The sequence below is a fragment of the Brevibacterium sp. FME17 genome (genome assembly GCF_014897515.1).
Taxonomy (GTDB): Bacteria; Actinomycetota; Actinomycetes; order Actinomycetales; family Brevibacteriaceae; genus Brevibacterium.
In genome coordinates this window covers 1-18432 of sequence record NZ_JABUYD010000002.1, presented here as the reverse complement: position 1 = coordinate 18432, position 18432 = coordinate 1, and the positions used below count along the sequence as shown (strand labels likewise).

At 60.9% G+C, this 18432-nt stretch carries 20 protein-coding genes; 15 read left to right on the top strand and 5 right to left on the bottom strand.

What is annotated here, in order from left to right:
- The first annotated feature begins 11 nt into the window (after positions 1–11).
- Entirely contained in the window at positions 12–971 is a 960-nt protein-coding gene (locus tag INT40_RS02010) for an iron-siderophore ABC transporter substrate-binding protein (RefSeq protein WP_193095375.1), read from the top strand.
- 12 nt (positions 972–983) lie between these two features.
- On the opposite strand, the gene INT40_RS02005 is transcribed toward INT40_RS02010, so the two are convergent.
- Complete coding sequence (locus INT40_RS02005) at positions 984–1442, bottom strand: NUDIX hydrolase (protein ID WP_193095374.1); 459 nt, start codon at positions 1440–1442, stop codon at positions 984–986.
- 61 nt (positions 1443–1503) lie between these two features.
- On the opposite strand from INT40_RS02005, the gene INT40_RS20895 reads away from it, so the two are divergent.
- From INT40_RS20895 to INT40_RS01970, 7 genes are all read left to right on the top strand, one after another.
- Positions 1504–1635, top strand: coding sequence for a hypothetical protein (locus INT40_RS20895; protein WP_264298389.1), 132 nt, complete (start codon positions 1504–1506; stop codon positions 1633–1635).
- Between the two features lie 149 nt (positions 1636–1784).
- A complete protein-coding gene (locus tag INT40_RS01995) occupies positions 1785–2573 on the top strand; it encodes an alpha/beta fold hydrolase (protein ID WP_193095373.1) in 789 nt (262 codons plus the stop codon).
- A 168-nt stretch (positions 2574–2741) separates the two neighbouring features.
- Complete coding sequence (locus INT40_RS01990) at positions 2742–3650, top strand: sulfurtransferase (RefSeq protein ID WP_193070697.1); 909 nt, start codon at positions 2742–2744, stop codon at positions 3648–3650.
- The gene (locus INT40_RS01985; protein WP_101569869.1) at positions 3650–4138 is read left to right on the top strand and encodes a SufE family protein; all 489 of its coding nucleotides are present in this window, start codon (positions 3650–3652) and stop codon (positions 4136–4138) included. The genes INT40_RS01990 and INT40_RS01985 overlap by 1 nt, the downstream gene beginning before the upstream one ends.
- 85 nt (positions 4139–4223) lie before the next feature.
- The gene (locus tag INT40_RS01980; RefSeq protein ID WP_193095372.1) at positions 4224–5291 is read left to right on the top strand and encodes a FecCD family ABC transporter permease; all 1068 of its coding nucleotides are present in this window, start codon (positions 4224–4226) and stop codon (positions 5289–5291) included.
- Positions 5288–6394 carry a FecCD family ABC transporter permease gene (locus tag INT40_RS01975; protein WP_193095371.1) on the top strand — a complete coding sequence of 369 codons (1107 nt, stop codon included), beginning with the start codon at positions 5288–5290 and terminating at the stop codon, positions 6392–6394. The genes INT40_RS01980 and INT40_RS01975 overlap by 4 nt, the downstream gene beginning before the upstream one ends.
- A 32-nt stretch (positions 6395–6426) precedes the next feature.
- Positions 6427–7251, top strand: a complete 825-nt coding sequence (locus INT40_RS01970) for an ABC transporter ATP-binding protein (protein WP_193095370.1) — start codon at positions 6427–6429, stop codon at positions 7249–7251.
- Between the two features lie 44 nt (positions 7252–7295).
- Here the strand turns inward: INT40_RS01970 and INT40_RS01965 are convergent, their stop codons facing one another.
- From INT40_RS01965 to INT40_RS01955, 3 genes are read right to left on the bottom strand one after another with little or no spacing between them, the layout of a single operon-like run.
- Positions 7296–8405, bottom strand: coding sequence for a DUF808 domain-containing protein (locus INT40_RS01965; RefSeq protein WP_193095369.1), 1110 nt, complete (start codon positions 8403–8405; stop codon positions 7296–7298).
- Positions 8406–8726, bottom strand: coding sequence for an META domain-containing protein (locus tag INT40_RS01960; protein ID WP_101569872.1), 321 nt, complete (start codon positions 8724–8726; stop codon positions 8406–8408).
- Positions 8723–9187: an META domain-containing protein gene (locus INT40_RS01955; protein WP_101569873.1), complete on the bottom strand. Its 465-nt coding sequence runs from the start codon at positions 9185–9187 to the stop codon at positions 8723–8725. Before INT40_RS01955 ends, INT40_RS01960 begins: the two co-directional genes overlap by 4 nt.
- A 244-nt stretch (positions 9188–9431) precedes the next feature.
- On the opposite strand from INT40_RS01955, the gene INT40_RS01950 reads away from it, so the two are divergent.
- Both INT40_RS01950 and INT40_RS01945 read left to right on the top strand, forming a co-directional pair.
- Positions 9432–11345: an LPXTG cell wall anchor domain-containing protein gene (locus INT40_RS01950; protein ID WP_193070693.1), complete on the top strand. Its 1914-nt coding sequence runs from the start codon at positions 9432–9434 to the stop codon at positions 11343–11345.
- Between the two features lie 269 nt (positions 11346–11614).
- Positions 11615–13882, top strand: a complete 2268-nt coding sequence (locus INT40_RS01945; protein ID WP_101569875.1) for an LPXTG cell wall anchor domain-containing protein — start codon at positions 11615–11617, stop codon at positions 13880–13882.
- 100 nt (positions 13883–13982) lie between these two features.
- Here the strand turns inward: INT40_RS01945 and INT40_RS21105 are convergent, their stop codons facing one another.
- Positions 13983–14963: a GNAT family N-acetyltransferase gene (locus tag INT40_RS21105; RefSeq protein WP_319021914.1), complete on the bottom strand. Its 981-nt coding sequence runs from the start codon at positions 14961–14963 to the stop codon at positions 13983–13985.
- Positions 14964–14999: 36 nt separating this feature from the next.
- Here INT40_RS21105 and INT40_RS01930 point away from each other — a divergent pair, with 36 nt between their 5' ends.
- From INT40_RS01930 to INT40_RS01910, 5 genes are all read left to right on the top strand, one after another.
- Positions 15000–15227 (top strand): hypothetical protein, encoded by a 228-nt coding sequence (locus INT40_RS01930; protein WP_226830781.1) that lies wholly within the window; start codon positions 15000–15002, stop codon positions 15225–15227.
- A 36-nt stretch (positions 15228–15263) separates the two neighbouring features.
- Positions 15264–16097 carry a thioesterase family protein gene (locus INT40_RS01925; protein WP_101569877.1) on the top strand — a complete coding sequence of 278 codons (834 nt, stop codon included), beginning with the start codon at positions 15264–15266 and terminating at the stop codon, positions 16095–16097.
- Between the two features lie 92 nt (positions 16098–16189).
- Complete coding sequence (locus tag INT40_RS01920) at positions 16190–16582, top strand: VOC family protein (RefSeq protein WP_101569878.1); 393 nt, start codon at positions 16190–16192, stop codon at positions 16580–16582.
- The gene (locus tag INT40_RS01915; protein ID WP_193095368.1) at positions 16579–17115 is read left to right on the top strand and encodes a DinB family protein; all 537 of its coding nucleotides are present in this window, start codon (positions 16579–16581) and stop codon (positions 17113–17115) included. The genes INT40_RS01920 and INT40_RS01915 overlap by 4 nt, the downstream gene beginning before the upstream one ends.
- 70 nt (positions 17116–17185) lie before the next feature.
- Positions 17186–18157, top strand: coding sequence for a DUF368 domain-containing protein (locus INT40_RS01910; protein WP_193095367.1), 972 nt, complete (start codon positions 17186–17188; stop codon positions 18155–18157).
- Positions 18158–18432 lie beyond the last annotated feature (275 nt).

Here is an 18432-nt window from a genome sequence, read left to right as displayed (position 1 = left end):
AGAAGGATCTCATGCGCAGAATTCTCGCCCCCATGCTCGCCTCAGTACTCCTGCTCACTGCCTGTGGTGGCAGCGGCGGTGGGGGAGAAGAGGCCGGCTCCGGTACCAGCATCGACACAAAATTCGGTTCCGTCGAGGTTCCCAAGGACCCGAAGAAGATCGTGGCCCTGGGCTGGGGCGATGCAGAGACCGCACTGGCCCTCGGCGTGCAGCCCGTCGGTGCCTCCGATTGGGTGGAATTCGGCGGCAAGGGTGTTGGTCCCTGGGCCGAAGATCTCTACGACCAGGCTCCGGAGATCATCGACACAATGGAACCCGACTTCGAGAAGATCGCGGCACTCGAGCCCGACCTCATCCTCGACACGAAGAGTTCCGGTGAACAGAAGCGCTACGACCGTCTCTCGGAGATCGCACCAACTGTGGGAGCACCCGAAGGCGGCGACAACTACCTGACGACGATGGACCAGCAGGTCGATCTCATTGCCCAAGCCCTGGGCAAAGAAGACGAGGGCAAAAAGGTGCTCGGCAAACTCGATGAGAAGTTCGAATCCGTGCGTGAGGCCCATCCGGAGTTCGACGGAAAGTCTGTGAGCGTGGCGGCCAAAACCTCGGAAGGCTGGGGAGCCTACGTCGAAGGATCCGAGCGCGTGCAGTTCATGGAACAGCTCGGTTTCAAACAGTCAGAGAAGGTCGCAGCGCTTAAGTCGGACAACTTCACCGCCACCGTCTCCGAGGAGGAACTCGAAGTTCTCGACGCGGACCTGCTCGTGGCCTTCCCGATCTACATTCCCGACACCGAGGTCACCAAGGACGCCGCATTCAAACGCATCCCAGCCGTCGAAGACGGGCACAGCCTGGTGCTGACCGAAGACCTCAACGATGTCCGCCAGGCATTCTCGCTCAACTCGGTGCTCTCGGCCACTTACGCTGCGGAGAAGATGCCCGACCTCGTGGCCGACAAACTCAAGTAGCCAGCACCTTCCTCACACTGCGCCGCGCCACGCCTCAAGACCGATGTCGATGATGCGGGCGTGGCGCACCTCGTCCAGCGAATCGATGGCCAACCATTCCGCCCGATCTGTCGTGCCGTCGACCTCGAGCGTGCCCAGTGTGCCACCCGTGATGCGAGCCTCGTAGACGACCCGTACGCCTTTGAACGGGCGCGGTGTCGATCTGCGACGGGAGACATTGCTGCGGTTCTCCGTGAAGGTGTGGGTCGTGAGGGGGCGCACGAGCTCGGCATCAAAGCCCGTCTCCTCCTTGATCTCACGGATCGTGCCGGTCTCGATGCTCTCGTGGAACTCGATCCCACCGCCGGGCAGAGTCCACAGCGCATGGGCCGGTTCATTGCCGCCGTTGAACCAGCTGAGCAGGATTTCCTTATCGTCGTTGACGATCACCGCGTACCCGGCAAGTCGTGTGTCGTATTCGGAGAAGTGCATGGGTTCAGCCTACCTTCGAGTATCTCTTCCCAAGCCGAAACCCGGTGAATAGGCTGATCACATGCCTGAAGCCGCGAAATACCCCAACGAACACATCATCCGCACACGCACCATCGAGGCCCCCGCCCACTCGATCTTCGCAGTGCTGCGTGATCCGACCCGACACCGGGACAAAGGTGTCACTGACCTATGACTGGTCACGCACAACACGAAAGATACGAGACGAGTTCGGCGGCTTCCCCGTCGTCAGCCCCGACTACCTCGACCGGTCATTGCAGGCCCTGGAAGACACGGTCACCAGCAGCAAATGACCCGGTGAGACGTCCCGGGTAGGCTGATGGCGTGAGAGACATCGCCACCAGACTCATCGGCACCACCGGTGCCCGCATCGTGTTCCTCCACGGTCTCTTCGGCCGCGGCAAGAACTTCACCTCGAACGCCAAGGCCCTCGAGCCCGACTACTCGAGCCTGCTCGTCGACCTGCCCAACCACGGTGACTCGGACTGGACCGAGGACTTCAGCTACGTGGACATGGCCGACTCCATCGCCGCAAAGATCGCCGAGGTGACCGATCCCGATGACCTGCCCGTGCACCTGGTCGGTCATTCCCTGGGCGGCAAGGTCGCCATGGTCCTGGCGCTGCGTCACCCGCAGCTCATCGACCGCCTCGTCGTCGTGGACATCGCACCCACCGCGGGCGGGTCGCTCGGAGTGTTCGAACACCTGCTCTCAAGCCTGGCCGAACTCGACCTTCACCAGATCGAGTCCCGCTCGGCCGCCAACGACGCTCTGCAGGAGAAGATCCCCGAGGACACGATCCGAGGATTTCTGCTGCAGAACCTGCGCACCACCTCGGCCGGATATGCCTGGCAGCCCAATCTGACCCTGCTGCATGAGAGCCTGCCTGAGATCGGTGACTTCCCCGACATGGGGGAGGCCACCTTCGACGGTCCCGTGCTGTGGATCGCCGGCGAGAGATCGGACTACGTCTCCCGTGACGACCTGCCGCTTATGCGCTCCCTCTTCCCGCGCACAACCCTGCTCACCGTCAAAGGCTCGGGCCACTGGGTCCACTCCGAAAAGCCACAGACGTTCATCTCGTCCCTGCAGACATTCTTCGCACGCAGCTGACTCACGAAACCTGCCAGCAGCCTCCCGTCTGACTTGTGAGGCTTTGATCTCACCTGCGACACCCCGAGATCGGTCACTGCTGAAGAGGAATATGCTGGTGGACAGTGGCGTTGAGCCACACAGACGCACCATGAACCACAAGATCACAATCTTCACGAGGAGGAACGAGTGAGCACAGCGATCCCGGCCGATTCCACGGCCAAATTCGCCGAATACGCAGACGGTTCACGCCTGGTCAGCACCGAATGGGTGGCCGAACATGCAGGTGAACCCGGACTGGTCATCGTCGAAAGCGATGAGGACGTCCTCCTCTATGAGACCGGACACATCCCCGGAGCGGTGAAGGTCGACTGGCACACCGAACTCAACGACAGGGTGACCCGGGACTATGTTGACGGTGAAGGCTTCGCCGCCCTCATGTCCGCCAAGGGCATCTCACGAGAGGACACGATCGTCTTCTACGGCGACAAATCCAACTGGTGGGCCGCCTACGCCCTGTGGGTTTTCTCGCTGTTCGGACACGAAGATGTCCGCCTCATGGACGGCGGCCGCTCCAAGTGGCAAGCCGAAGAGCGCGAACTGACCACGGTGAAGCCACGCCCGGAGCCAACCGAATACCCGGTCGTCGACCGTGATGATGCCACCCTGCGTGCCTTCCTGCCCGAGGTCAGGGACAGCCTGGGCAAACGTCCCCTCATCGATGTCCGCAGTCCCGAAGAATACAGCGGAGAGCGCACTCATATGCCCGCCTACCCCGAAGAGGGCGCACTGCGCGGAGGACACATCCCCACCGCAGCATCGGTGCCCTGGGCGAAGGCCGCAAACGAAGACGGCACCTTCAGATCGGCCGAGGAGCTCAAGGCCATCTACACCGATGAAGCCGGACTCGGCACCGCCGACGAAGTCATCGCCTACTGCCGCATCGGCGAACGCTCCAGCCACACCTGGTTCGTTCTCCAGCATCTGCTCGGCTACACCAACGTCCGCAACTACGACGGTTCCTGGACCGAGTGGGGCAACGTCGTCGGCGTTCCCATCGTCACCGGCTCAGAAGCCGGCGAGGTGCCGACCCGCTGATGGCTGCCGACACAGACACCCCAGACACCTCGGACCTGCCGGAGAGTCTGGCCGAAATCGTCACTGACTTCGCAGACACCGAATCCGGCGACCGGCTGCAGCTGCTGCTCGAGTTCGCTTCTGAGCTGCCCGAGCTGCCACCGCGCTACACCGATCACCCCGAACTGCTCGAACCGGTGCCCGAATGCCAGTCACCGATCTTCCTCGTCACCGAGGTCGAGAACCCCGAGCAGGGTGACTCAGCAATCGTGAAGCTGCATTTCTCGGCACCTCCCGAGGCGCCGACGACGCGTGGCTTCGCCGGGATTCTTCACGAAGGGCTCAATGACCAGACCGCCGAGGTTGTCCTGTCCATCCCGTCCGACCTGCCCTTGCGTCTGTCGATGACGGATCTGGTGAGCCCGCTGCGGCTGCGAGGGATGAGCGGTATGCTCTCCCGGATCCAGCGGCAGACATCGGAAAGGATCGGCAAGATCACAGATCAGTGACCGGCAAATCGTTTGGATGAGCCGACATTTTCGACTAGATTGTGGTTAGCCTGCCCTTAATTAGTCGATACTAAGGAACCCTCCGATGACCGGTCTCGCCACCACCGCCTCGGCGAAGCACTCTGAGGTAAGCGGTCAGAAGGCGAGCCGAGCGCTCAAGGTCAAGAGGACTCTCGGCCTCGTCGTGGCGATTCTGGCTTTGGTGGTCGTGGTGCTGGCTTCACTGGCCATCGGCACCCGCGATATGCCGGTCTCGGAGGTCCTTGGGGCGTTCTTCAAGCCCAGCGGCAGCGACGACCAGCTCGTCGTCCTCGAACTGCGTTTCCCGCGGACCGTGCTCGGAGTCCTCGTCGGCATGGGTCTGGGGGTGGCAGGCGGGCTCATTCAGGCACTGACTCGCAACCCGCTGGCCGATCCGGGCATCCTCGGCGTTAATGCCGGAGCCTCCTTCGCGGTGGCCATCGGCATCGGATTCTTCGGAGTCACTTCGATCAACGGCTACATCTGGTTCGCCTTCCTCGGCGCGCTCCTGGCCACGACAGGCGTGTACATCATCGGTTCCTCCGGCCGAAACCACAGTGTGGACCCGATCCGCCTGACCTTGGCCGGAGTCGCGGTCGCCGCTGTGCTGACCGGACTGACCAAAGGCATCCTGCTCACGAACGAACGCGCCTTCGACGCCTTCCGCGCCTGGGACGTCGGCGCCATCGCCGGCCGCGGATTCGACACGGTCTACGCGGTCGCCCCATTCATCATCGGCGGCATCGTCCTCGCACTGTTCTTGGCCCACTCGCTCAACGCGGTGGCACTCGGTGACGATCTGGCTGCCAGCCTCGGCACCTCGGTCAATCGCACCCGCATCATCACCATTCTCGCCGTCACCCTCCTCGCCGGCGGCGCCACCGCTGCTGCCGGGCCCATCGGCTTCATCGGACTCATGATTCCCCATATCGCCCGTTGGATCGTCGGTCCCGACCAGAGATGGATCCTCAGCTACTCCGTCATCCTCTCGCCGATCCTTCTGCTCGTCTCCGATGTGCTCGGACGCGTGGTGATGAAACCGGGTGAACTCCAGGTCGGCGTCGTCACCGCCTTCGTCGGCGCGCCGGTACTCATCGCCCTCGTTCGCAGAAAGAAGGCGAGCGGACTGTGAAGACATCGAACTCACCGATCGGTGACGCCCCTGTGCTCGTTCCAGGACACCGCGTTCTGCCGGGGGAGCGGATCAACTTCGGCCGCCCCATGCTGCGAGCCTTCGGCTTCCGCATCGATCTGCGCGTCGTCGTCACAGCCGGCATCGTCACTCTCCTGGCCCTGGGCTGCGGATTCCTGGGACTGCTGCTCGGCGAATTCTCACTGACCCCCGGCGAAGTCTTCCAGGGGCTGTTCGGCCAGGCCGACAGACGCATCGTCAACACCGTCGTCGCCGAATGGCGGGCACCGCGCATCATCGCCGGAATCGTCCTCGGTGCCGGCTTGGGCGTCTCGGGCGCGGTCTTCCAATCACTGACCCGCAACCCGCTGGGCAGCCCCGACATCATCGGCTTCTCCACCGGTGCCTACACCGGCGGCATCGTCACCATCATCGTCTTCGGCTCCAGCTTCATCTCCACCGCCTTCGGCGCGATCATCGGCGGACTCCTCACCGCCATCCTGGTCTACCTCCTGACGTGGAAGGGCGGCGTCCAAGGATTCCGACTCATCATCGTCGGCATCGCACTGACCGCCATGCTCAACGCCTTCAACACCTGGCTGATCATGCGGGCAGACCTCGACCTCGCCATGGCCGCAGCCACTTGGGGTGCTGGCACACTCAACGGCATGGGCTGGTCGACCCTGCTGCCGGCCGCCATCGGCACGGCGCTGTTGGGGCTGGGGTGTGGTCTCTTCTCCCGTGGTCTGGGAACCCTGGAGCTCGGCGATGACACCGCCAAGGCGCTCGGCGTGCGCAATGAACCGGTCCGTGCCGGTCTCATCCTGGTGGCCGTAGCTCTCGTCGCCGTCGTCACCGCCGCCGCGGGACCGATCGCCTTCGTCGCACTTGCCGCCCCGCAGATCGGACGCAGAATCGCGAAATCCCAGGGCACCAGCCTGCTCTCAGCTGCGGCGGTCGGAGCACTTCTGCTCGTCGCTGCCGACCTCATCGCCCAGCATGCCCTGGGCGAGACCCAACTTCCCGTCGGAGTCGTCACCGTGTGCATCGGCGGCATCTACCTGATCTGGCTCCTCATCCAAGAAGCTCGGAAGGCACAATGAGCATCTCATCCGACACGACTGATAAGGCTGTTATGACTGATAAGGCGACCTCGACCCAGGCGCCGCTGGCAGCCCAGAATCTCGACCTCGCCTATGACCATCGCCAAGTCATCGCCGACCTCGACGTCGAGATCGCACCCGGCAAATTCACCGTCATCGTCGGACCCAATGCCTGCGGCAAGTCCACCCTGCTGCGGGCACTGGCACGACTGATAACGCCGGCGAAAGGCACGGTGCTCCTCGACGGGGGAAACATCGCCAAGCTGAAGACGAAGCACATCGCCAAACGATTGGGGCTGCTCCCGCAGGCATCGATTGCCCCCGACGGCATCACCGTCGGGGAACTCGTGGCACGCGGACGTCACCCGCACCAGTCGTTCCTCAAACAGTGGACCGATCAGGACGAAGTCGCTGTGCTCTCGGCACTGCGTGCAACGAACACCGAAGAGCTCTCCGCGCGCCAGGTCGACGAACTCTCCGGAGGCCAGCGGCAACGGGTATGGGTGGCGATGGTCCTGGCGCAGGAGACGCCGCTGATGCTCCTCGATGAGCCCACGACGTTCCTTGACCTTGCCTTCCAGATCGAGCTGCTCGACCTGTTCTCGCAGCTCAACAACGAACACGGGCACACCCTCGTGGCAGTCCTTCATGACCTCAACCAGGCCTGCCGCTACGCCGATGAGATCATCGCGATGAAGAACGGCGCGATCGTCGCCCAGGGAGCACCAGCGGAGATCATCACGACAGAGCTGGTGCATCAGGTTTTCGGCATCGACTGCACCGTCATCGACGACCCCATCACCGGTGCACCCATGATCGTTCCCGGCAAGCCGAAGAAGACCTTCGCCGACCGCTGACTCTCAATGCCAGCAGTATCGAAGACGTGCTGGAGAAATAGGACTCAACTGTCCGAGGCGTCTTTGGCCTGGCCGGGCGCGTAGTTCGGCTTAGGTCCTGCCCCGTGATTGGCAAGTGAGACCGGGTCCGCAATAGACTTCGCTTCGTTTGTCTTCGCATCGTTCGTCTTCGTGTCCCGGACGGAGGGCTCCTTGCCGTCGTTGTGCCCGGACTTCATCAGTGCAGTGATGCCGACGGCGATTCCTGCCACGATGGCTCCCCAAACGGCACCGAAGATGAGCGAGAAGAAGGTGTTGACCAACCAGCCGAGGAATCCGCCAACGACCGGGATCATGGCCACGGGCTCTTCGAGATGGTGGACGAAGTCGTAGAAGACGTGGAGGCCGAGTTCGTCTGTGCCGACGAGGATGATATGTCCGCCGACCCACAGCATGGCGAAGGTGCCGATGACTGAGAGCCCGCCCAGCAGCTTGGGCATCGCCTTGACGAGGAACCGGCCCGTCTTCTGTGTGCCCGGTTTGTCCTTCTGGGCCATGTTCAGACCGATGTCGTCCATCTTCACGATGAGGCCGACAGCACCGTAGACGCCGACGGTGATCGCCAGAGCAACAAGCAGGAGGATGATGGCTCGGGGGAGCAGAGCTTCGCTTGTCACCTCGTTGAGGGCGATGACCATGATCTCGCAACTGAGCACGAAGTCAGTGGTGATGGCTGAGCGGACGATCTTCTTCTCGGCGTTGGCATCGTCCTTTTTGCCGTGTTTGGATTCCTTCTTCGGCTCTTCGTGGTGTTGGATCCACCCGAACTTCTCAAAGATCTTCTCCGCACCTTCAAAGCACAGGTAGGTACCGCCCACCATCAGAAGCGGAGTCAGCAGCCACGGCAGGAATTCGCTGAGCAGCAGGATGACCGGCAGGATGATGACGACCTTGTTGATCAGCGAGCCGATGGCGATGCGCTGGATGATCGGCAGCTCCCGTTTGGGATCGACCCCTTCGACGAACTTCGGTGTCACTGCCGCGTCGTCGACGACGACGCCTGCGGCCTTGACTCCTGCACGGGATGCGCCCGCGGCAACATCATCGAGGCTGGCCGCCGAGAGCTTGACGAGTGCCGCCACATCGTCGAGGAGAGCAAACAGACCGCCGGCCATTTAATGTCCTTCGTCGGGTTCGATCGAACCGGTGTCCCTGACCAGTTCGCCGAGGTGGTTGCCGCCATGATCGAAGACGGTGAGCAGGTCGCCTTCGGCCTCAACGCGGTGAACGCGCCCCACCCAGGCCTCCATGCCCATGACGGCGCGCTGGGTGGTGGCGAAGGGCTTGATGACCGCTCCTGGGTCTTCCGCACCCCATGTGGTTGCGATTCGGTTTCCACCATCGCTGCCGGTCAACGTTCCATCCTCGTCGAACTGGAGGAACGCGGAGGATCCTTCCTTGGTGCTGACCCACTTACCGTTGATCTGCTGCGTCATTTCTTCTCCTTCTCCAGTCCGCCGACGACCTTGCCGCTGGCATCGGCGACCTTCATGACGTTTCCTTCGATGGTTGCCGATGCGGCCTTGGACAGCCATGGATCCACGCCTGCACAGGCTTTCTGGGTCGAAGTGAAGGAGGTGATGAGGACCTTGTCCCCGTCGACTTCCCACGTCGTCTTGATCGCGTTGCAGCCATCGGATCCCTTCACCTGTCCGTCCTCGGTGAACTCGAGGAACGGATCTCCGGTCTCTGGAGACGTCCACTTCCCGGTGGGGTCGAGCGCATCGGCATCGGCCGAGTCAGTGGGCGAATTGGATTCCGTGGACGCAGAGCTGGTCGGTTCGCTGGGTTCGGAGCCAGTCCCGCACGCGGCGAGGGGCAGTACGAGGCCGAGCACCGCGATTCCCATGACACGACCGAACGCAGCTGGAGGTCTGATTGCAGTGAGGTTGAGCATGCACCGATCATAACGGCCTGCCTTGACAGGTCCATGGAGAACTCCGCAGACAGGGTACAGATTCAGCTTTTGTAAGTTGTGTTCACCAGCAACACGCATTGTGGTTGCTTCGCATCGTTGCCAAACCGTAACCTTTCACGTGGTTGAAAGACTGTTCTCAGAAACGTCCTCACGATTCTTCAGGTGCGGGACGAAGAGAGCACAGGCAGACACAACATGAATCCGATCAAGGGAACCCAAGAGTATGCAGAAGAAACTCGTTCAGAGTTCGCTGGCACTGACCGCCGCAGCGGCGCTCGGTCTCGGCAGTGCGTTCGTCGCATCCCCTGCCATGGCGTCCGACGCCCCGCAGAAGCTGGATGTGCAGAGCGACGCACAGGTGCAGAAGGCACTATCCGACATCGAAGGCGTCAACGCCTACGGTTCTGAGGACGGAAAGCTCAACCTCGGTGTTGAGAAGAAGACCGACGAGATCAAAGATCTCGAAAAGAAGTTCGACAACGTCAAGGTCACGACCGGCGTTCAGGAACTCGAACCCTACGCAAAGAACGATCTCGTCGGCGGAGCCGGCTACCTGCTCAAGGCCGGCGAGGCCGGCGGAGCATGCTCGACCGGTTTCTCCGGTTGGGACGGCGATGGCAACCCAATCGTCCTCACCGCTGGTCACTGCGCCCAGATCATCAACGAAGAGACCAACGAGTTCGACGGCAAGACCACGGTCAATGAGACCGAGCAGCCTTCGAGCGCTCCTGCGAACGACGGCGAAGGCTTCAAGCAGTCCGGCAACGGAGTCATCGGCAAGTGGGGCTTCACCAACTTCGGCGGTGACCTCCTCAAAGGTGACGACGAGAAGAAGTGGCCAGAGCCTAGCGAATCCGACATCGACTTCGCTGTCATCAATGTCGACAAGGACAAGTACCAGGCCAAGAGCGGTGTCACCGACTGGAAGAGCGCTGACTCCGAGGACCTGTCGAAGTCCACATCCGACATCGCCAAGGTCGGAGCTCACAAAGACGGCTCCATCGAGAAGTCCGGCCGCACGACCGGCCTGACGGAAGGCGAAGTTCTGCCCCGCAAGGACTACGACTTCGATTACCAGAACGTCGGCGGACGTTGGGTTCACGGATTCGGTGTCACCGCACCGATCGACAAGCCCTTCTCGCAGCCGGGCGACTCCGGTGGCGGAGTGTTCCAGGGCGACACCGCAGTCGGTGTCATCTCCGGTGGCGGAGACCTTGACCCCACCACCTCGTTCACTTGGGTTGCTGACCTCGATCACTCCCTGGAGGAGTCCGACACCGACTTCCATGTCGAAAAGCCGAGCGAAGAGACCCCTGGGGCACCTGCCGCTCCCAAGGCCGAAGACCAGACCATTGAGCCCAAGGGTGATGTGACAGGTAAGGCTAAGGCTGGCGCCGAAGTTGAGGTCAAGTGGGAAGCAGCCAAGGGTACCCAGGCAGCTGAAGACGGATCCGAGAAGGTCAAGGCCGACAAGGATGGAAACTTCGAGATCGAAGGGCCCACGGCTGAAGGTACATACGCTTTCTCAGCTACCGCGACTGTCGATGGTCAGGAATCTAAGACCACCGAGTTCGAGGTGACTGTAGAGGAAGACGAGTCCGAGACTCCTGCACCAGTCGAGCGCGAGATCAACGTTGACCCCAAAGAGATCGTCGCTTCTGACTTTGTGAAGGAAGACAAGGGCGTGACCGTGACGGTCAAGGGCTTCGACGAGGGCGAGAAGGTGACTCTTAAGGTCGCCTCCGGTCCTGAGAATGTCGAAGGCATCACCCTCGACGAGACCGCGAACGAGAACGGTGCTGCTGCCTTCTCGATCTACGGCACGAGCGAGACCGATCCTTCGGTCTACCTCGGCAAGTACGACGTAGATGTCACCGGTGCCAACGACACGGATGATGAGAAGGCTCTTGCCGGTTCGTTCAACGTTGTTGCAGACGAAGACGGCAACGGCGGCGGCGGAAGCGATGACGGCGACAATGGCAACAAGGACGACGGCGATGACGGTGACGGTGGAGATGGCGGATCCGATCTGCCTCGCACCGGTGCTGAACTGACCGGCCTTGCTGCCGGTGCTGGACTCCTCGTTGTCGGTGGAGCCGCAGTTGCTCTGACCATGCGTCGGAACAAGAAGAACTGAATTGACTCACACGATCAGCAGATGATCGTCTGAGAGCTCACGCGAGTGCCCCTGGTCTTCGGACCAGGGGCACTCTGTGTTTGTGTGGGTACAACGGGTGTGTCGAAAGCGATAGGAAATCATTTTGGCAACGCCTGTTGTTTCGTTCATTTAGTTCACAGCTTGAGGGGTACTTTCTTGGTAGTCGCTGTATGCAGCCCGTAACCTTACCGTGACCAAGGTCATCAACTTGTGATGTTGCAAGCTCCTGATAAGAGAAACGGAAATTTATGCAGAAGAAACTCGTGCAGAGTTCGCTGGCACTGACCGCCGCTGCGGCACTCGGATTGGGCGGCGCGTTCGTCGCAGGCCCAGCTGCAGCCGGCCCTCAGCAAGTCCTGACTGAGCAGCAGGCTGTGAAGGCTGCCAAGAACGTTGACGTCGTCAACGCCTTTGGCTTCGATGAGAAGACTAAGACTCTCCACCTCGGTGTTGAGGGAGAGGCTGACGTTAATTCGAAGGAGATCAAGGATCTCAAGAAGAAGTACGGCGCTGAAAGCGTCGAAGTAGTCTCCGGAATGAAAGCCGCCGAGCCTTACGCGAAGAATGACGCAGTTGGCGGCATGGGCTACCTGTCTGAAATTCCCAGCCAGCCAGGCTTCCTGGGCGCATGCTCGACTGGATTTGCCGGTTGGGACGCAGACGGCAAGAAGCTCGTCCTTACTGCGGGACACTGTGCAGAGGACGACGCTCCAGGCAATCTTGTCACCCCACTGGACTCTGAACTGCCTTCAACAGCCCCCGCAGTCACCGGGGACTACGAGGAGGGCGGATACGATCTTCAGAACATCGGACCGTTGGGCGAATGGGGCTTCAACAAATTCGGGAGCGTCGCGACTGACCCGGATAACCCTGACGAGGCGAACGAAGACGACATCGACTTTGCTGTCATCAACGTCGGTGATAAATACAATGTCAAGCCTGAGATTACTGATTGGCAGTCCGCTTCGACCAATGACCTTTCAGGGTCAACGACTCAAATCACAGAGGTCGGTGCTCACACTTCCGGAGCAGTCCAAAAGTCGGGACGCACCACTGGTCTGACGAGTGGTGAAGTTGCCGCTGACGAGCTATGGCCTTTTGACTATCAGACCGTTGGTGACCGCTGGGTTCATGGCTTTGGTGTGACCTCAGCAGTCGGAAACGACTTCTCTATGCCTGGTGACTCCGGAGGTGGAGTGTTCCAGGGCAATACGGCTGTGGGAGTCATTTCGGGTGGCGTCCCTGACCCCGTTACCGTCGGTGGCGAGACCTTCATGTGGGGCTGGGTTGCTGACCTTGACTACTCGCTGGAGCAGTCCGGAATCGACTTCCAGCTGACTGATCCGAACGAAGAGCCTCCAGGCGACGACGATGCAAATGCTGACGCTGGTGCCGACGCGAAGGACGCTGGCTCAGACGCTGGTGCCGACGCGAAGGACGCTGACTCAGATGCTGGTGCCGACGGCAAAGACGCTGACGCATCAGCTGCAGCTGACGCAGACGCCAAGGACGCAGAGGCTGACGCTGGGGCCGACGGCAAGGACGCAAACGCCGACTCCGATGCTCCGGAAGCACCTGAAGCGCCAGTCGTCGACGACCAGAAGGTTGACGAAGGCGGCCAGATCACCGGCAAGACCGAAGCCAACGCCAAGGTGAAGCTAGGTTGGAAGCCTGTCGCCGCCAACGGCGAACAGTCGTCGAACCAGGCTCAGGCTGCAGCAGAAGGCACTGTGACTGTCACGGCTGACGCCGACGGAAACTTCACCGCTGAAGCTCCTTCAGAAGCTGGCGAGTACGCATACACTGCTACCGCGACCACTGATGCTGGAACTTCGGACCCAACTGAGTTCACCGTGACCGTGGAAGCTGCCGCTGAAGAAGCAGACGCCGATACTGACGGTGCAACCGCTGATGCGGATTCGGGTGCAGAATCTGATGCAGGCGCCGACTCGGACGCTGGTGCAGCTGCAGACGCTAAGAATGCAGAATCCAACTCTGATTCCGACGGATCGAAGGACGGCGAGGCTCCGGCCGAGCGCAAGATCTCCATCGAGCCTAAGGAAGTTGCGGCTTCTGACTTCGTGAAGAAGGACAAGGGCGTGCAGATCACGGTCGAGGGCTTCGAAGAGGGCGAAAACGTCTCTCTCGAGGTAGTCGCCGGTCCGGAAAATGTTGAGGGCATCACCCTCGACGAGACCGCGAACGAAAACGGCGTCGCCGCTTTCTCGATCTACGGAACCAACGCAACTGATCCTTCGGCCTATCTGGGCAAGTACGACGTGCAGGTGACCGGAGCCAACGACACGGATGATGAAAAGGCACTTGCCGGCTCGTTCACCGTAGTTGCCGATGAAGATGGCAACGGCGGCGGAAGCGACGACGGTGACGGTGGAGACGGTGGATCCGATCTGCCTCGCACCGGTGCTGAACTGACCGGCCTTGCTGCCGGTGCTGGACTCCTTGTTGTCGGTGGAGCCGCAGTAGTCCTGACCATGCGTCGGAACAAGAAGAACTGAACATAGCTCACCCGATCAGCCAATGATCGTTTGAGGGTTCACGCAAGAACACCCCTGGTCTTCGGACCAGGGGTGTTCTTCTTATAGCCACAGCTTCAGGTCACAACTTCACAAATCCGCGGACGTCTGACCTGCCGGCCGCGGATGCTTCGGCGAATCCCAGGGAATCGTAGAACGCCGTCTGTCCGGGATCGGTATCCGTGAGCAGGACCTTCTGCCGGACTGCCCCAAACGGAGCGAGGACACGGGTGACGAGTTGCCGACCGACACCTCGGCGATGGTGGTTAGGGTGGACGAGCACATCCTGTAGGTAGACGATCGTAGCGAAATCACTGACGACGCGCGCCAAGCCGATTAGCTCGCCATTAAGCCGAGCGGAAACGACATGAGCCGAGGACAGCACGCTCGAGCGCAGGGCGGCCGGGTTCTGTGTGTATGCCGTCCAGCCCACCGAACGATATAGATCGACAAGTTCTGTGGCCCCAGATACAGAGTTCGACGTGAATTCGACGTCTTCCTCGACATGGGGAGTGAACATTGGGAGATCGTGCCAATGGACATCGACCGATGACCCAGACTCCCATTCCTCGCGCAGGATGGCGTAGGCGACCGAGTCTCTGGGAGCCTGACCTCGTACGGGCCAGGCTCGTCGATAGTGTGCTTCCTTCGACCAGCCCGCCCGAACGAAGGTGGACCGCATAGCAATGTTGTCATCGCGAGTATGACCTTCGAACCGATCGACGTTCAGGGTCGTGAATACATGATCCGTGACAGCGCGCAGACACGCGATGCCAAGACCTCGTCCGCGAAACTCCTTGCCCAAACGCAGATCGAACATGGGTGTGTCATCGGTAAGATCTTCCAGGCGGACATAGCCAATGACGCCCAAGGTGTCATGGCGAAGCCAGAATGCTTCATTCTCTTGATTGCGAAGAACGCCAGAACCGATGACTTCCACTGCCTTAGCAACAGTCCAAGGCTCGGCGTGAACGTGGAACGGGAAGTCGTTGCTGGTGAAGAATTCGATGAGGCTGGAACGATCGGCACCGTTGGGATCGAGGCGTGACAGGGATATGCTCATGGTCACCAGGCTAACCGGATAGATGAGGGCAGGGGAGTGTTGGCAGTGGGCCTCGAAGACGATCCGTTCGACTACCGCATCACGAAATCCGGAATGCTCGTCATTACCCGCAGCGGTCGAACTGTGATGGAGCTCGGTGGCAAGAAGGCGTCTGCTTTGATTCCAAAGCTCGGCGTCAGCAATGATTCCGACCAGCAGCTGCTTGCTCGGGCCACCGGCAACTACCGCCGCGGCAACGAACGGCACGTCAACCGACATCACTGACCGGACGTTTGTTCAGTTCTTGGTAATGTGAGTCACATGAGCCAAACGAATGTGAACGAAACGCGACTCAGCGAATTCGCCTCCGCTATCGCTGTCGAACGTCAGTCCGAGACCAGCTTCAGCGCTGAACTCGACGGGGAGTGGAGTGTAGCCGGAGCAGTCAACGGGGGATATCTCCTCAGCATTGCCGCTCAGGCTCTGCGCAGCAACAGTCCGAACTCTCCCGACCCTTTGGTGCTCTCCACCTACTATCTGGGCCCCAGCCGGGGAGGCCGAGCCGACATCACCACACGCCTGATCCACGAAGGCCGATCCAGTGCCACCTTCGCCGTGGATATGGCGCAGAACAATGCACCTAAGATCACCGCATTAGCGACAATGGGCAGTCTGGGCAGTCTGCCCGACGATGTAGAAACGACTGCGGTCCCACCAGAGCTGCCGGACCCGGAACAGTGCATCAGCATCGCCGAGGCGCCCGGAGACTTCGTCGAATCCGCTCCCTTGGTCAAACGCTACGATATGAGGCTCGATCCCGAGACCGCTGGCTTCGCAGTTGGTCGACCCAGCGGACGCGGTCTGCTGCAGGGGTGGATCCGTCTGGCCGACGGGACGGAGCCGGATGCATTGTCGCTCTTGGCATTTCTAGACGCATTCCCACCTGTCATGTTCGACCTGGGCCGCTTCAACTGGGCCCCGACCATGGAGCTGACAGCTCACCTGCGCTCGGTGCCAGCCCCAGGCTGGATCAAGGCAAAGCTGTACACGCGCAATATCGCCGGTGGCATGTTCGAAGAAGACTGCGAACTCTGGGACTCCGCCGGGCGGCTGGTCGCTCAGTCCCGGCAACTGGCCAGGCAGCCACGCAGCTGAAGCCCGAATTGTGTCAGGGAACCCACACCGCGTCATAGCCTGCGTCTAGAGTGTGAGGTCAAACAGACCTCATCACGAAAGGACCACCAACCATGGCGTCCCTGTCCTCGCTGAGCATCACATTCGACTGCCTCGATGTTGAAACCCAATCGGTCTTCTGGGCTGAACTCCTCAATGCAGATCTCGACGATGGGGCGGACGAATTCGTCGCGAGCATCGGCGGAGTCCACAACGGGGAATCAACAACCCCAGGCATGCTCTTCCTGCAGGTCGACGAACGTGGGGAAGGCAAGAACCCACTGCACATCGATCTCGATGACCCGAACTATCCGGCCGATGTCGACCGCGCGGTGGCGTTGGGGGCCGAGAAGGTCGCATCCTTTACCGAGTTCGGCATCGAATGGACGACGTTGAGGGACCCCGAAGGCAATGTCTTCGACATCGGCCGGAAAACACCCACAGAGGAAAGCGAGCGTTTGACATGAGCCTCCCACCAGACGAGTCAGCCGAACTGGCCGAGCCAACCGAAGCACCGGGCGAACGTCAGGGATTGGAGGAGTTCCTTGACTACTACCGCGAGGTGATGCGCAGAAAAGTCAGCCGACTCGACCAAGCTGCACTGAGCCGAAGCGTCGCTGCATCGACGCTGACCCTGGGCGGAATCATCAAACACCTCAGCCTGGTCGAAGAGTCTTGGTTCGTCGAGGACATCTTGGGCCAGGAGCTATCAGATCCTTGGGCAGCCATCGACTGGGAGACCGATCGCGATTGGGATTTCGAGAGTGCGGCAAACGACTCGCCCGAGTATCTCATCACCCTTCACGCCAAGGCATGTGAGCGCTCAAGACAGATTCTTGCCGACATCGACGACCTGGACACCCTTGTCGCACGTGAACCCTCCTCAGGCGATCGATTCAACGTGCGATGGGTCCTCATCCACTTGATCGAGGAGTACGCCCGACACGTCGGCCACGCCGACCTCATCCGCGAAAGCATCGACGGAGCAACCGGCGACTAGGAGGCCACCCCCGAGACAGCGGTACCCTTCTGCTCATGTCCGCACCTGTGTCTCGTAAGGTGAAGACACTATGACGAATTCCAACTCAGAGGCGACCGCCGATGGCGCAGCCTCCCGCTCCAAAACTCTGATTCCCCTTGACCTGCTGCGCGGCTTCCTAATCGGGTCTGCCGAGCTCGTCCCCGGTGTCTCCGGTGGAACGATCGCACTCGTGACCGGCGTCTACGACCAGCTCATCGACTCCGCCGCGCATGTCGTCAAGGCTGCTAAGACTGTGATCACCGGCCCCGACCGGTGGAAGGGTGCCGTTGCCGAACTGCGCCGCACTGACTGGTTCCTCGTCATCCCGGTGCTTCTGGGAATGGCGACAGCGGTCTTCAGCATCGCCGGGGTGATGGAAGCCTTCGTCACCGCCAACCCGGAACTCGCCCGGGGACTGTTCTTCGGCCTCGTCGCAGCCAGCATCGCTGTCCCGCTGCGCATGCTGCCCGCGCGCACCGGTCAACCAGTGCTGCTCGGCGCCGTAGTCTTCCTCGCTGCCGCCGCACTCGCCTTCTGGATGACGAGCCTGGCTGGCGGATCCGACGTCTCGAACCCGCCCCTCATCGTAGTTTTCTTCGTCGCCTCCATCGCCATCTGTGCCCTTGTCGTTCCTGGAGTCTCTGGATCGTTCTTTCTCCTCGCAGTCGGCCTCTACGCCACCACGCTGAGAGCGGTTAATGACCGTGACCTCGTCTACATCGGCGTGTTCGGGCTCGGCGCGCTCCTCGGCCTGGCAGTGTTCGTCAATATCCTGCGCTACCTACTTCACAACTACCGGTGGTGGACACTGGTGGCGATGGCAGGGCTGATGCTCGGGTCTCTGCGTGCCCTGTGGCCGTGGCAATCGGCTGGCGACGCCGGTGGTCTGCTCGCTCCTTTCGACCCGGTGTGGCTGCCGATCCTCCTCAGCGTCATCGGCGCAGCAATCGTCGTTGTTCTCATCATCATCGAGTCCGCGTTCGCATCGAAGACTGTGAAGGACAGCCTCGGCGAGCAATAGAGCCAACATAGTTTGTGCATATTTTGCTCAGGATTTGCTCAGAATTGTTGTATTTCGGATTAGAGTAGGAGATCTGTATCACAACGATATCTGGAGACTTATGCGCTTGCGTACCCTTGCCTCGTCCACACTGGCTCTGACGCTCATCGTTGCAGGACCAGCGGCCGCCTCGGCGACGGGACTGGGCAGCGGGCCACCAGAGGATGACAAGGCGGCAGGCTGCGCTCGTCAAGTTTTTGAGACAGTTCGTTGATGATTTCTCTTACGCCGCCAGG

What these genes read in the sequence shown, in the direction of transcription:
- INT40_RS01955 (WP_101569873.1), bottom strand. Translation starts at nt 9,187, where the DNA reads ATGCTCAACCTCACTGCAATCAGACCTCCAGCTGCGTTCGGTCGTGTC.
- INT40_RS01950 (WP_193070693.1), top strand. Translation starts at nt 9,432, where the DNA reads ATGCAGAAGAAACTCGTTCAGAGTTCGCTGGCACTGACCGCCGCAGCG.
- INT40_RS01925 (WP_101569877.1), top strand. Translation starts at nt 15,264, where the DNA reads ATGAGCCAAACGAATGTGAACGAAACGCGACTCAGCGAATTCGCCTCC.
- INT40_RS01985 (WP_101569869.1), top strand. Translation starts at nt 3,650, where the DNA reads ATGGCTGCCGACACAGACACCCCAGACACCTCGGACCTGCCGGAGAGT.
- INT40_RS02010 (WP_193095375.1), top strand. Translation starts at nt 12, where the DNA reads ATGCGCAGAATTCTCGCCCCCATGCTCGCCTCAGTACTCCTGCTCACT.
- INT40_RS01965 (WP_193095369.1), bottom strand. Translation starts at nt 8,405, where the DNA reads ATGGCCGGCGGTCTGTTTGCTCTCCTCGACGATGTGGCGGCACTCGTC.
- INT40_RS01960 (WP_101569872.1), bottom strand. Translation starts at nt 8,726, where the DNA reads ATGACGCAGCAGATCAACGGTAAGTGGGTCAGCACCAAGGAAGGATCC.
- INT40_RS01945 (WP_101569875.1), top strand. Translation starts at nt 11,615, where the DNA reads ATGCAGAAGAAACTCGTGCAGAGTTCGCTGGCACTGACCGCCGCTGCG.
- INT40_RS01970 (WP_193095370.1), top strand. Translation starts at nt 6,427, where the DNA reads ATGACTGATAAGGCGACCTCGACCCAGGCGCCGCTGGCAGCCCAGAAT.
- INT40_RS21105 (WP_319021914.1), bottom strand. Translation starts at nt 14,963, where the DNA reads ATGAGCATATCCCTGTCACGCCTCGATCCCAACGGTGCCGATCGTTCC.
- INT40_RS02005 (WP_193095374.1), bottom strand. Translation starts at nt 1,442, where the DNA reads ATGCACTTCTCCGAATACGACACACGACTTGCCGGGTACGCGGTGATC.
- INT40_RS01980 (WP_193095372.1), top strand. Translation starts at nt 4,224, where the DNA reads ATGACCGGTCTCGCCACCACCGCCTCGGCGAAGCACTCTGAGGTAAGC.
- INT40_RS01915 (WP_193095368.1), top strand. Translation starts at nt 16,579, where the DNA reads ATGAGCCTCCCACCAGACGAGTCAGCCGAACTGGCCGAGCCAACCGAA.
- INT40_RS01910 (WP_193095367.1), top strand. Translation starts at nt 17,186, where the DNA reads ATGACGAATTCCAACTCAGAGGCGACCGCCGATGGCGCAGCCTCCCGC.
- INT40_RS20895 (WP_264298389.1), top strand. Translation starts at nt 1,504, where the DNA reads ATGCCTGAAGCCGCGAAATACCCCAACGAACACATCATCCGCACACGC.
- INT40_RS01920 (WP_101569878.1), top strand. Translation starts at nt 16,190, where the DNA reads ATGGCGTCCCTGTCCTCGCTGAGCATCACATTCGACTGCCTCGATGTT.